The following is a 14,095-nucleotide window of genomic DNA, read 5'->3' as shown; positions in this document are numbered from 1 at the left end:
ATTAATTTTTTATTTTTAATTCTCCAAATATGAAAACTACATTAACTGCGCTTCAAATCGAAGGAAATTTACTAGCTCCAGATATGACTGCCCAAATGCTAGAAGGCAGAATCAAAGGACAATTGCCAGAAGACTTTGGTTTTAACAAAACTGACAAGCTAGCAGATGAAATTGCTACTGCCTGGGGCGATGCTAAAGCATACTGGGCAGCATTTCAACGGGCATTGGCAAGGCTCAATGAAAATAACTCGGCTACTACCATTACCCGTGAACTTTGGACAGTGCCATTACTGCAAAGTCTAGGTTATGAACCTGTATACACTGCAACAGCCGAAGTGGTAGAAGGACAAACCTATGCGATTTCTCACCGTGCCGAACCAGGAGAAAATAAGCCACCTATCCACATTATTGGTTGTCGGCTAGAAATCGATAAACGTCCTCCCAGTGGCACACCCAGGTTATCAGCACACGCGCTGGTGCAGGAATATCTTAACAAGACAGAGCATCTGTGGGCGATTGCAACCAATGGTTATCGCTGGCGGTTACTGCGTGACTCTTCCTTGATGACTCGTCTTACTTATATCGAATTTGACTTAGAGCAGATTCTCAGTGGCGAGAACTTTGCCGAATTTGGGTTATTTTATCGTTTGTTTCACCGTTCCCGCTTACCTGAAGGTATGGATGATGCGGATAAGTGCTTGTTGGAATATTACCACCAAGAAGCACTGCAACAGGGGGGACGGGTACGCGACAGACTCCGAGATGGGGTAGAAAAAGCACTAATACAGCTAGGCACTGGTTTTTTACAACATCCGCAAAACGAACACCTCCGCCAAAAATTCTCTAATAATTACGAATTAGTTTTTTATCGCCAACTGTTGCGGTTGATTTATCGCCTGCTGTTTTTGATGGTGGCAGAGTCCCGTAATTTATTAATTGGAGATGATGTAGAGAAAGCCCGAATCTACCGAGAATATTACAGCATTGAGCGACTGCGAGAGTTAGCCGAGCGTCCCCATTGGCGGCGGGAAGGCTTTCAAGATTTATGGCAGGGTTTGCGGGTTACATTTTTGCTGTTTGATGAAAATTGGCGGGGAAAATATTTAGGATTATCACCATTAAATGGCGATTTATTTGGTTCGTACACTCTACCCGCTTTAGATGATTGTGCTATTGATAATCACGACTTGCTAGTAGCGATTCGGGAGTTATCGTTATATCAAGATAAGGGGCAATTACGACGGGTAAATTATACTGCCTTAGATGTCGAAGAATTGGGGAGCGTATATGAAAGTCTGCTTGATTTTCACCCAGAAATATCTCCTAAAAATTACGAATTCAAATTAGTATTTGGTAGTGAGAGGAAAACTACTGGTTCTTACTATACGCCAGCGCAGTTAGTAGGACAATTGATAAAAACAGCTTTAGAACCTGTAATTGAAGAAAAACTTCGTAGTACAAAAGAAAACCTTCGGAACGCAGAAAGCAATTACGAATTAGAAAAAGCACTTCTTGACCTCAAAATTGTAGACCCCGCCTGTGGTTACGGCCATTTTCTCTTAGCCGCAGCACGTCGGTTAGGAAAGGAATTAGCTAAAATCCGCACTAGGGAAGCTGAACCAGGTAGTGAACCTTTAAAGTTAGCAATTCGAGATGTTATTCAAAATTGTATTTATGGGGTAGATTTAAACCCTTTAGCTGTTGATTTGTGCAAAGTAGCCTTATGGATTGAAGGTTTTTATCGCGGCTTCCCTCTTAACTTTTTAGAACACAGAATTAAGTGTGGTAATTCCCTTGTGGGAGTGATGGATTTGAATTGTTTAAATGAAGGAATCCCTGATGAAGCGTTTAAGCCAGTAACAGGTGATGATAAAAAACTATCTACACAGCTTAAAAAACGGAATAAAAACGAACGAGAGAAAACAGGACAACTATCAATTGGTGAGAAGTTAGAAAATAATAGTGTAGATTATGCAGAAATGTGGCGACAGTTGGGGGTAATTCCTGAAACCACGCCACAACAAGTTAAAGATAAGCAAAAGCAATATAAAGAGAATCTACAAGAATCTAGTTGGTGGTTGAAATATTCTGCTTGCAATTTATGGACGGCAGCGTTTTTTATGTCACTAACTGAGCATCATTTGCAGTTACTACCGACAACTGAAGCATTAAACCGTTTAAAGCGTGAAAAAGCCGAAAAAATTCGTAAATCAGAGGATAATTACGAATTACGAATTACGAACGACGAATTAAATAAGATTGTAGATGCAGCGAATAATTTATCTGAAGAAAAGCACTTTTTTCACTGGTGTTTAGAGTTTCCTGAAGTATTTGAACAAGGTGGATTTGATTGTGTGTTGGGTAATCCACCTTGGGAACGGATTAAATTACAAGAAAAAGAATTTTTTGCTTCTCAAAGTGCGGAAATTGCTAACGCTGTAAATAAGGCAGCACGGGAGAAGTTAATTAAGGAATTACCTAAGAAAAATCCAGAGTTAGCACAAGCATTTGAAGATGCCAAGCATGATGCTGAGGCACAAGGAAAATTTATTCGGGAGTCGGGTAGATTTCCTTTAACTGCGGTGGGAGACATCAATACTTATGCTGTTTTCGCTGAGACTACGAGAAAGTTGATTTCATCTGATGGAAGAGTTGGGGTGATTGTTCCTACTGGAATCGCAACTGATGACACTTGTAAAAAGTTTTTTGGGGATTTGACGCAGAAACAAGCTTTAGCAAGTCTGTATGATTTTGAGAATAGAGAAGCTTTATTTACTGCGGTACACCGAAGTTATAAATTTTCTCTATTGGCTATGAGTGGTAAACCAATCAAACGAGGAAATTTTGCCTTCTTCCTGACTCAAACTAAACAATTAGACAATCAAACTCGTCTATTTCAGCTTTCACCTCAAGATATTGCTTTAATTAATCCTAACACTCTTACCTGTCCAATTTTTAGAACTAGTCATGATGCTGAACTTACCAAGAAAATTTATCAGCGTTTTTCTGTTTTGGAGAATGAGAATAAATATGAAAAACCTTGGAAAACTTCATTTATGGCTATGTTTCATGTATCTAATGATGCCAACTTATTCCGAACAGAGGAACAATTATTATCGTCAGATTTTAAATTGAAAGAATATAAATATATAAATAATAGTCAAGTTTATGTACCTGTATACGAAGGAAGGATGGTTCATATTTACAACCATTTGTATTCAACTTATGATTCTTATATAAATGAATATAAAAATATTGATAGAAATGCTAATGCTAATGCTATTGCTAAAACTCAGTATTGGGTTCCGATATTGGAAGTCAATAAAAGATTAGAAAATAGAGAATGGAATCAAAATTGGTTTTTTGGAATCCGTAGAGTAACTCGAAATACAGATGAACGTACTATTATAGGTAGTATAGTTCCAAAAACTGCTGTGACTTATGGACTTTACTTGATATTTTCACCAGAGAAACTTCTTAAATTTACCTTACTAATAGCTAACTTTAATGCAATTGTATTAGATTTCGTTTGTCGAAATAAAATTAGCCAACCATCTCTAACCTATGGAGTTATAAATCAACTTCCCGTTCTTCCTCCAGAAACATATACTTTAAAAGATATCGAATTTATCAGCACTCGCGTACTCGAATTAGTTTACACCGCCTGCGATATGCAACCCTTCGCCAAAGATATGGGATACGATGGCGAACCCTTTATCTGGAATCCCAACAGACGCGCATTCTTAAGAGCAGAATTAGACGCATATTACGCCAAACTCTACGGACTCACTCGTGATGAACTGCGATATATCCTAGACCCTGCTGATATCTATGGCGCAGACTTCCCTAGCGAAACATTCCGTGTTTTGAAGAATAACGAAATGAAGCAGTTTGGTGAATATCGCACACAAAGATTAGTTTTGGAGGCATGGGATAGAATGTTTAGATAATTCCTGATTTTCTAAAAAAAAAAGAATAAAAAATTACGGATTATGAGCTAAAACGATGTGGACATTATCAGTTACCGACACTTTCCTTAATGAACTATTAAATTTACCTCAGAATATCAGTAGAAAGGTTACTAAATCTGTCAAAGTTTTAGAAAAAGATCCCATTTCAGCTGGAGGAGATGCCAAAAAACTCAAGGGTTATCAAAACAATACTTATCGTATTCGCGTAGGAGACTATCGCGTATTTTACAGCTTTGGTCAAGGGTGGGTAAAACTTTTGAGTGTGCGTAAGCGAGATGAACGTACCTATGAAATAGAAATTCCACAATTTCAAATACCCACAACACCACCTCAAGAAGATGTAGGGTTGCAAGAAAACGAGGAACAAGAGACTGTTGTTGAAAAAGATCCGGTATTTTTCTCATCGTCTTTTAATTCCCCTGGATCTTGCCAAATCACCACTGCTTTACCCGTTGAACTAACTACGTCACTACTACAACAGTGGCAAATTCCTCAACAATACTGGACAGATATTCTCAAAGTAGATCATTCAGAAGCAATTCTGGAATTACCAATCCCAGATAAACTGATTAGTCGGATACTTGATAATCTCTTCCCGCGGCCCATTGAAGAAATTGAGAAACAGCCACAATATATTCTCAAAGGAACTGAAGATTTAGATCGATTTTTTACAGGTGACTTGAGTGCTTTTCTTCTCAAGTTAGATCCTGAGCAAGAAAAACTCTGTGATTTCGGTGGAAGTGGGCCTATTCTTGTCAAAGGTGGCCCAGGGACAGGTAAATCCACCTTAGCTCTTTATCGAGTGCAAAAATTATTACAGCAAGGATATCGCTCAATTGTATTCACGACTTATACCAATGCTCTCGTTACTTACTCCCAACAACTTTTAGAACAACTGTTGGGACAATCTCCTCAAAATTTAGGTGTAGAAGTTATTACAGTTGATTCTCTAATTTATGACTACTACATCAAAAGCTACGACAAACCTGTATTTGCTACACAGCAACAATGCTTAGGCTGTTTACAATCAGCCCTTGCCACTACAGAAATTCCTGCCAGCAATATTTTTGATCAGCGAGTACGCCGACAAACTCTAGAAAATTTAGGACTTCCTTATTTACTCCAAGAAATTCAGAACGTAATTCAAGCTTGGGGTATTCCAAGCTTGGAAGAATACCAGAATTTGGAGCGCCACGGTCGAGGAGTAGCTTTAAAAGCCAACATCCGAGAAGCAATCTGGACAGTTTACCAAACTTGGCGATCGCTGATGGCAGCTAAAGGGTATATAACTACAGAACAAATGCGTTTACAAGCATTGGGAGTAGTTAACCAACTTTCACAAAAACCTTATCAAGCAATAGTGATTGATGAAGCTCAAGACTTATCACCTGTTTCCTTACGCTTTCTTTTGGGATTAGTACCCGACTTGTCTGGAGTTTACTTAACTGCTGATGCTTCCCAATCGCTTTATCAGCGAGGTTTTAGTTGGAAACAAATTCACTCTGATTTAAAAGTGGCTGGACGAACCCTTGTTCTTAAACGTAATTATCGTAACACCCAGCAAATTATTACCGCCTGTATCAATATTCTTGAAGGTACGGAAGCAGGAGATTCTGAATGTTTATATCAAGAGCCATCAAACCATCAAGGAGATTTACCATCTCTATTACTAATTGATAATACTGAACAAGAAATCCAAGCTATCAAGGATTTTTTCATTACCGCAGCTAAAAAATTTCGTTTTCCTCTCCACGGTAGTGCTGTACTGTGTCCCAGCAATCAAGCCGGAAAGTTATATGCTGAAAAACTTACTGAGCTGGGACTCAAAGCAATTTTTGTTTCAGGTAAGGAAATCAATCTAAAAGCACCCTATATAAAAGTTTTGACCTTACATTCTGCGAAAGGTTTAGAGTTTCCTGCTGTTGTGGTTGTTGGATTGAAAGCAGGACAATTACCACATATAAACCTTCAAATTCCTATAGATGAATCCAACATCATGATCAATGAACAAAAACGTTTGTTTTATGTTGCTTCTTCTCGCGCTATGCGTGCCTTAATGGTCTGTGGCTCTGCTATTTCTCCTTCTCAATTTGTTCAAGCTTTAAATAATGCTTATTGGCAAATCGTTCCAGTTCAAAATTAATACATAAACTATAGATTTATAATTACTAATTATGAAATTACCTGTAAAACTACAAGAATTATTAGAGCAGCCAGAAGCTTTTATCTCAACTATTAGTGATATTATCGGTCAAGGAAAAGCAATAGTTGACTGTACAAATGTTGAGACAGTTCCGCCTGAAAAACTTGATTTAATTTTTAGTAAAATTCCTCAAGATTGGGACTTCTTACAATTAGGCGAAGTTTTTGATCCCGTTACATTTACAGATACCTTTGCCAACCAAGTTTCAAATTACATCGACCAGCGTGTAGGACGGACTCAGCCTCAATACTCAATTGCAAATGACCAATTAGCCAATACTAACGATCTTGATATTTTTAACTTCCGCAACGAAGTAATAGGCGATTACCGCCGCTATATAGAAAGCTTCCTCAAAATCCGCGATCGCAAAGTCAAAGAATTTGTAGACGCAGAATTAGACAAGGGGCAACTCTGGACTGATCCCTTAGTCCAACTCAATCCCAGCTATAAAAAGGGTGCGACAGTCAAAGAATTAGTACAACAGCGAACCCTTCATCCAGACTGCGAGAAATATTTCTACAAAAAAGACGGCACACCCTTTACTTTCCATCACCACCAAAAGCAAGCATTTGAAACTGCACAACGCCAAGAACCCTACGTTGTTACTACAGGCACAGGTTCGGGTAAAAGCATGACTTACGTCGTGCCGATCTTTGATGATTTAATGCGTCATCCTGAAATTTCAGGAGTCAGGGCAATATTGGTTTATCCCATGAATGCCTTAATTAACTCACAAAAAGAAGAACTCGACAAATTTCTACGCCAAGTTCCGAATACTCACATTCGTGTTGAAAAATACACTGGGCAAGAAAGTTTAACCAAGAAAACCGAAATTCAAAACAATCCACCCCATATTTTACTCACCAACTACGTGATGCTAGAGTTAATGCTCTCACGTACTCACGAAAATAAACTGGTAGAGTCTCCCAATTTAAAATTCCTAGTACTGGATGAATTACATACCTATCGCGGACGACAAGGTGCAGACGTTGCCATATTGATCCGCAAACTTCGTCAACGTAGCAAGAGTAATGACGAATTACTCTGCATTGGCACAAGTGCCACCATGTCAACGGTCGGTTCCCGCGAACAACGCCGTCAGGTTGTGGCAGATGTCGCTAGTAAGTTATTTGGCGTGGAAATCAAACCCGCTAATGTCATTGATGAAACCCTAGAACGTTCTATCCAACGTGCTGAACCTACTATTGAACAACTATGTCAAGGAATCTTGGCAGGTTTACCAACCGAGTTAGAACAAACACCAACAGAATTCCGAAACCATTCCCTGAGCTACTGGATCGAGATGAATTTCGGTTTAGAAGAAAGAGAAGGGTATCTTGTCCGCCGTCAACCCATCAGCTTAGAAACAGGTGCAAACAAACTTGCCGAACAAACCCAGCTTCTAGAGGAAATTTGTTTAACAGTCCTCAAACAGATGTTCCTTTGGGGTAGCAAAACTAATGGACTTGCCTTTCGCCTACATCAGTTTATTTCCCAAGGAGGAAGCGTTTACGCCACTATTGAGAATCGAGACAAACGCCATTTAACCCTTGAAGGTCAATATACAACCACCGACAAGCGCTTGCTTTATCCCCTCGTTTTTTGTCGGGAATGCGGACAGGATTACTACGTCGTGCGCTACGATGCCGATAAGCACATCATCCTACCTCAATTGCCCACTGCATTAGATATTAGTCCTGATGATGCAGATATTACCGAAGGTTATCTTACCCTCGATGAACCAGAACTGTGGGATACAAGCGATGAAGATAGACTTCCTGACTCTTGGTTTAGTGAAACCAAAAAGAAAGGACGGGTTGCCAAAAAAGACTTTGCACGGTTTATTCCTCGCAAACTCCAAATTCTATCCAATGGTAAAGTTACATCCTCCCTGTTGCAAGGAACCACTTGTTGGTTTATTCCTAAACCATTTCTGACCTGTCTGAACTGCGGCGTACTCCATGACAAAAAGCGCAACGAATTTGCTAAACTCTCTCGCCTAAGCAGTGAAGGACGCAGTACCGCTACAACTCTACTTTGTCTTTCTACCACCAGCCGCCTCAAGCAAGTCTTCACAGGGGATAAAGCCAAAGCTGCCAAAATTCTCAGTTTTACCGATAACCGTCAAGATGCGTCTTTACAAGCGGGGCATTTCAATGATTTTGTCCAAACCAGCTTCTTGCGGGCTGCACTTTTAGGCGCAATTCAAGCCAAAGGACAACTCACCCACAGCGAATTAGCCAACGTTGTCGTCCAGTACATGGGAATTACTCAAAACGACTATGCCAAGCAAGCAGCAGAGTTTGGTGTTGGGAAGCGTCGCAATGAGGAAGCCTTTCGCAAACTAATTGAATATCGCCTTTACGAAGACTTGCGCCGGGGGTGGCGCATCGTTCAACCCAACCTTGAACAGTGCGGACTGTTGATAATTGAGTATGACGGACTCCAAGAAGCCTGTGCTGACAACAACCTTTGGCAAAAACACCGCCATTCTCTTTTACTACAAGCCACTCCACAAGAACGTTTTATCATTACCCAAGCATTCCTCAACCATCTGAGGCGAGAATTAGCAATTGATGCCAAACTTTTACAACCAAACCAGAAAGATTCACTCAAAAGCGAAGTCATTCAAGCTCTTAAAGAACCTTGGGTATTCGATGAAAACGAATATTTATACTTAGCAACTTGGGCAACTATTAGCACTGGTGGTAATGAAAAAGCGAAAGTCAAACTTACTACTAGAAGTAAAATTGGACGATTTTTGCGATCGCCAAATACATGGTCACTCCGCAGCCAACTTTTAACAGATGTAGAGTTCAACAGCTTAATCACTACTCTAATTGATGCTTTATGTGATGCTGGCTACCTAGTGCAAGAAAAATCTGAGGTACAGCTACGCATAGACTCACTACTATGGAAAGCAACCAACCTCAAGGAAATCCCTACCGATCCCTTAACATCGCGTCGCTTGCAGGGTAACGATAAACCCAATATTTCAGTTAACCAGTTTTTCCAAGGTTTTTACCAAACCAATGCCTTGCAAATCCAAACAATGGAAGGGCGAGAACATACCGGACAGGTAAGTAACAAAGACCGTCAAGAACGAGAAGAAAAATTCCGTCAAGGACAATTAGCTGCATTGTTTTGTTCTCCGACAATGGAATTAGGCATCGACATTTCCGACCTTAGCGTTGTCCATCTCCGAAACGTTCCTCCTAGCCCTGCTAATTACGCTCAACGTAGTGGTCGCGCTGGTAGAAGCGGACAGCAAGCTTTAGTAATTACTTATGCTTCTATTGGGAGTGGTCACGATCAATACTTTTTCAAGCGCCAAAATCAAATGGTTGCTGGGGTAGTTGCTCCACCAAAACTAGAATTAGCCAACCAGGATTTAATTAAATCTCATGTTTACTCGATTTGGTTAGCACATACTGGGGTTTACTTGGAAGATTCCATGAATAAAATCTTGGATTTGGAATTAGAAAACTATCCCCTCAAAGACAGCATTCGCCAACAACTTACCCTGAGCCAAGCCAAATTAACCCAATGTCTGCAAGCCGCTCAGTCTATCTTCTCAGACTTTTTCTGCCAAGAGGATCTGCAAAAAGCTTCTTGGTATTCTGTAAATTGGTTACAGAATACCATCGAAAATGCTCTGAATGCTTTTGACCGTGCCTGTAAGCGTTGGCGAGATTTATATATAGAGTCAGTTAAGCAGTTAGAATCTGCCCGTCGCACTATTGACCGTTTTGCTAGAGGTGATGTTGCCCAGGAAGAACGTAACAATGCGGAAGCACAGGCACGAGAAGCACAACGACAAATTGATTTACTCGTAGGACACAGCCAAGGCAAGAGTAATTCCCAGTTTGAATTTTATCCCTATCGTTACTTTGCTGCCGAAGGGTTTTTACCAGGGTTCAACTTCCCCCGTCTGCCAGTCCGAGCATTTATTCCGGCTGGTGAAGGTGGTGAATTTATTTCTCGCCCCCGCTCAATGGCATTACGGGAATTTGCTCCCAATAATATCCTTTACTACGAAGGTAGTAAATTCATGGTGGCCAAAACAAAAGTTCCTGTTGGTGGCATTGAAGGCGAGTATAAACGGGTGAGTGTCTGCGCTAACTGCGGGTATTACCACGACGGCGATTTTCGTGACACTTGTGAAAACTGCGGTGCAGAAATTAAACCTGATGCTCATGGCAATGTAGCCAAATTGACTCGTGTACTACCAATGGAAACTGCGATCGCTCGTCGGCGAGAACGCATTACCTGCGATGAAGAAGAACGGCTCAAGTACGGCTACAACATCACCACACATTTCCGCTACGCTAGTCAAAAGCGGGAATCAGCTATTGTTCAAGCTGCTGACGGTACGCCACTGTTCAAGTTAACCTATGGAGCTACAGCTACCATTTGGCGAATTAATCGAGGACTGAAGAAGAATAGAGAAGAACGAGGATTTAAGCTCAATCCAACAACGGGTGTATGGGGCGACCATAAAAATCCACAGGCTCAACAGACACCCGATAGCTTGCATACCGAAGTGAATTTAATGGTTGATGATACTTGCAATATCTTGATTGTTGAGCCATTAAATGTTCCTGTGGAGGACAGAGAAGCTTTTATTGCCACCCTGCAATACACTTTGGAAACTGCAATTCAAGCCGTCTACAAATTAGAAGCTGATGAACTCGACTCCGAACGACTAGGTGAAGGCAAGTATTTACTGTTCTGGGAAGCTGCTGAAGGTGGTGCAGGTGTACTCTCTCAGCTATTAGAAAAACCAGAGGCATTTAGAAAAATTGCTGATGCAGCTTTCGACATTTGTCATTTTACACAACCTAAAGACAGTTGTATTCAAGCTTGCTATGAATGCTTGCTCTCTTACCGCAATCAATTTGACCATGCACTGATAAATCGTCACCTAATCAAACCTTGGCTTGACCTCTTACTGGAGAGTAGCGTTATTACTCAAGTCAAAGGGCTTTCTCGCGATCAGCAATATCAAAAATTGCTGGAACAGACAGACCCTAACTCTGATTTTGAGGGTGTGGTTTTGCAGGAAATTTATCAACGGGGGTATAAATTACCCGATGCTGCTCAGAAATTTATTCCAGAGGCAAACTGTAAACCAGATTTTGTTTATGAGGAGGAGGCGATCGCTGTTTTTTGTGACGGTTCAGTTCATGATAGCCCCGATCAGCGCAAGCAAGATAAAATTGAGCGCGATAATCTTAGGTACGAGACTGGTTATACTGTTCTTACTCTGAGCCATAATGAAGGTTGGCAAACTGAATTGCTTGTTTTAGCAAGTTTATAATCTAGAACAAATCTATCCACTGACCCCTAATTTTGTACAATTGCTCCCAAAGTGCCACTGACGGCACGTAAATAATCATCTGGCGATAGCAGAAGCAGCATTCCTCGCATTCCACCAGAAACAGTAATCTGCTCAAATAGAGTTGCCGTTTCATCAAGATAAACGGGATAGTCTTTTTTGCTAGCTAAAGCTGTCACACCCCCACGGATGTATCCTGTTAGTGGCTGAACTTCCTTCAGGGCAACCGTCTCAACTTTGCGGTTTCCTGAAATCCGTGCCAAAGCTTTCAAGTCTAACTGAGCATTTCCTGGCACAACAGCAAAACAGATACCTGTTGTGTCACCTCTGACTAGTAAAGTCTTAAAAACTTGCTCTGGCGGAAGACCAACTTTGTGCGCTGTACTAAGAGCTGCCAAATCATCAGGATCTACTTCATAGCTGAGGATTTGGTATGCAATACCTAGTTTATCAAGTAGTCGAGCAGCATTAGTTTTCATCAACTTTTCGTTATTTTAAGCTTTAATATCTTAGTTTCTCAAGCTTGTAAAAATATATCCTTGCTTTATAGAAATTCTCTATTCAATAGCATAATTGTTCAGAGGCTTAACCAATCCTGTACTCAGACTCTAGAAGCGTCAACAATTTCTCTTCGACAGCCGTTAAATAAGGCCGTTGATTTCAATCGGTGAGCAGGATGTGGGAATCTTAGAAATTAATTAATAATTTCTCCTTTGTTATTGGCCAACTTTTCACGCCATTTTTGGAGTTCTTCAGGTGTTTGTCTCACCCAATCTGTGACTTCGCCAACGATTTTTAATGGTGCTTGGGAGCGATATGAGCGTGTCGGATTGCCCGGAAATTTTTTGTCTGTAACATTCGGGTCATTTTCAAACTCCCCTGTTGCTTCAACGATATAAACACGTTCACGGTTATCGCCTTTTGCTAATGCAGCAGCTAGTCCCGCCCCATTGACAAGGGCTGTGAAATAAATGTGATTCATTTTGAGTTCAAGTTTGTAATTAGAACTGCCTCCTGCTGTCAGCAAATCGCCAACCTGCAAATCTGCTTTCGTTCCATGATAAAAGGGGCCTTTGTCAGAAGGTTTATCCTTAAACGAAGTTGCTAATTCATAATTCTTTCTTGCCTTGTCAGGGTCGCTTAAGTCCTCATAGCATTTGGCAATGTTTGAATATAGAGAAGGTATTGCACTCTTAACAGTGTTGTTATTTATTTTTAATGCAAACTGCAAAGCCGTTTCGAGCCATTTTAATTTGTCAGAAATATTTTTCTGATATCGAGCTACATAATGGGCTGAAATAAATTTTTCAAAGTCGTGTGTCGCTTCGTTCCAGGCTTGAAGAAACAGTTTACTTGCTTCTTCTGGTTTGCCTTTTTCTTCCATGCCCATACCTTGAAGACAGAGTTTAACAACATTGTTGTTTGGGTTGAATTCCATGATTACTTTGTCTCATAATGATTGTAATTTCGATTTAGTTGCTTGTCCTTAGTCTGTTGAAGTGCATCGTAACTACTGCTAACGGTTCGCTTGAGCGGCTGCAAATAACCTTTACCTCACACCAACACCCACCCTTACCCCTGAGTTCAGGGTTGTCCTTAGCTAAAACTTGGCATACTTCGCCCAAGTGGTAGGTGTTTGGTACTCTGCTTCGCTCCATTATGCGCTGCACAATGTCTTTGACGATTCTACCACTTGGGACTTTACTACCCGCTTCCTCTACTGCCTCCGGCAACGTCAAGGACGAACGCGTAACTCCATAAGTGCCTTTCCCGCCTCAAAAAACGCCCGTTCTACCTTTCGCTCCAGGTGCAAGCGGTAAGCGTAGCCATGCCGTCAGGCTTATCGCTAATTTCTTGCTCGGTTAACTCTGGAATTTCAACAGCAGTAACGGTGATTGTTATTAACCAATCAAGCAAGCTTTTTCGTCATAAATACGCTGTTCGGGTCATCAATGTATTCACCAAAGGGGCCTCGGTACTCAAACCCATACCGTGTATACAAGGCTCGTGCTGAAGCAAATTCTGGAATTACCCCTGTTTCTAAATTCAAGCAATCGTAACCACGCCGTTGGGCTTCTTTAATAATCTGTTCCAGAATCTTTGAGGCGACACCCCTACGTCGGTGAGCCTTGACGGTACGCATTGATTTAATTTCACCGCTTCTTGAATCTAGTTCTTTCAATGCCCCGCATCCAAGCAGTTCTTCGCCATCCCAAGCCGTCCAAAAAGTAATATCAGGCGAACGCAATGCCTCTATATCAAGAGCATGAACGCTTTCGGGCGGGGTAATCTCATGCATATTTTCGAGATGTTCCCTCAGAAGGTTAGCAATATTTTTACCTGTCAAATCATCTTCACGAATTTGCAATCGGCTTATTTCCTTCATTAACCCCATATTCCTGCATCACGCTCAAAAGCTTCTCTTTCACATTATCAAATACGGCCGCTTCAACTCCCCCAAGTTGTGACTTGAAGAAGATTTTGGACAGGTTTGAAAGAAGAAATTGGACAAGTTGCAAGCTGAAATACCTATAACTTCGTTAAGGCATTAAGCAAGCGATCGCTCTTTTGGAAAAAGAAAAT

At 40.9% G+C, this 14,095-nt stretch carries 6 protein-coding genes and 1 pseudogene; 3 read left to right on the top strand and 4 right to left on the bottom strand.

The features are described 5' to 3' along the window. Positions 1–29 precede the first annotated feature (29 nt). The 3 genes from V7K76_RS26905 to V7K76_RS26895 are packed head-to-tail and all read left to right on the top strand — an operon-like array spanning position 30 to position 11,494. Positions 30–3,950 (top strand): Eco57I restriction-modification methylase domain-containing protein, encoded by a 3,921-nt coding sequence (locus V7K76_RS26905; RefSeq protein ID WP_335030226.1) that lies wholly within the window; start codon positions 30–32, stop codon positions 3,948–3,950. Between the two features lie 55 nt (positions 3,951–4,005). Then, complete coding sequence (locus tag V7K76_RS26900) at positions 4,006–6,114, top strand: 3'-5' exonuclease (protein WP_335030225.1); 2,109 nt, start codon at positions 4,006–4,008, stop codon at positions 6,112–6,114. 31 nt (positions 6,115–6,145) lie between these two features. Then, positions 6,146–11,494, top strand: coding sequence for a DEAD/DEAH box helicase (locus tag V7K76_RS26895; protein ID WP_335030224.1), 5,349 nt, complete (start codon positions 6,146–6,148; stop codon positions 11,492–11,494). Positions 11,495–11,520: 26 nt separating this feature from the next. Here V7K76_RS26895 and ybaK read toward each other — a convergent pair whose 3' ends face one another. The 4 genes and pseudogenes from ybaK to V7K76_RS26875 all read right to left on the bottom strand — a co-directional run bounded on the left by ybaK (position 11,521) and on the right by V7K76_RS26875 (position 13,898). Next, positions 11,521–11,991: a Cys-tRNA(Pro) deacylase gene (gene ybaK, locus V7K76_RS26890; protein WP_335030223.1), complete on the bottom strand. Its 471-nt coding sequence runs from the start codon at positions 11,989–11,991 to the stop codon at positions 11,521–11,523. 215 nt (positions 11,992–12,206) lie between these two features. Beyond that, entirely contained in the window at positions 12,207–12,677 is a 471-nt protein-coding gene (arr, locus tag V7K76_RS34690; RefSeq protein WP_442936795.1) for an NAD(+)--rifampin ADP-ribosyltransferase, read from the bottom strand. 394 nt (positions 12,678–13,071) lie between these two features. Next, a pseudogene (locus V7K76_RS34685) lies at positions 13,072–13,411 on the bottom strand (hypothetical protein); the annotation flags it as partial. A 10-nt stretch (positions 13,412–13,421) separates the two neighbouring features. Then, a complete protein-coding gene (locus V7K76_RS26875; protein WP_334953944.1) occupies positions 13,422–13,898 on the bottom strand; it encodes a GNAT family N-acetyltransferase in 477 nt (158 codons plus the stop codon). Between the last annotated feature and the right edge of the window lie 197 nt (positions 13,899–14,095).

The sequence above is a fragment of the Nostoc sp. genome (assembly GCF_036917975.1).
Classification (GTDB): Bacteria; Cyanobacteriota; Cyanobacteriia; order Cyanobacteriales; family Nostocaceae; genus Nostoc.
The sequence above is the reverse complement of the archived record's forward strand: the minus strand, read 5'-3'. Positions and strand labels throughout refer to the sequence as shown.

What these genes read in the sequence shown, in the direction of transcription:
- V7K76_RS26875 (WP_334953944.1), bottom strand. Translation starts at nt 13,898, where the DNA reads ATGAAGGAAATAAGCCGATTGCAAATTCGTGAAGATGATTTGACAGGT.
- V7K76_RS26895 (WP_335030224.1), top strand. Translation starts at nt 6,146, where the DNA reads ATGAAATTACCTGTAAAACTACAAGAATTATTAGAGCAGCCAGAAGCT.
- ybaK (WP_335030223.1), bottom strand. Translation starts at nt 11,991, where the DNA reads ATGAAAACTAATGCTGCTCGACTACTTGATAAACTAGGTATTGCATAC.
- V7K76_RS26905 (WP_335030226.1), top strand. Translation starts at nt 30, where the DNA reads ATGAAAACTACATTAACTGCGCTTCAAATCGAAGGAAATTTACTAGCT.
- V7K76_RS26900 (WP_335030225.1), top strand. Translation starts at nt 4,006, where the DNA reads ATGTGGACATTATCAGTTACCGACACTTTCCTTAATGAACTATTAAAT.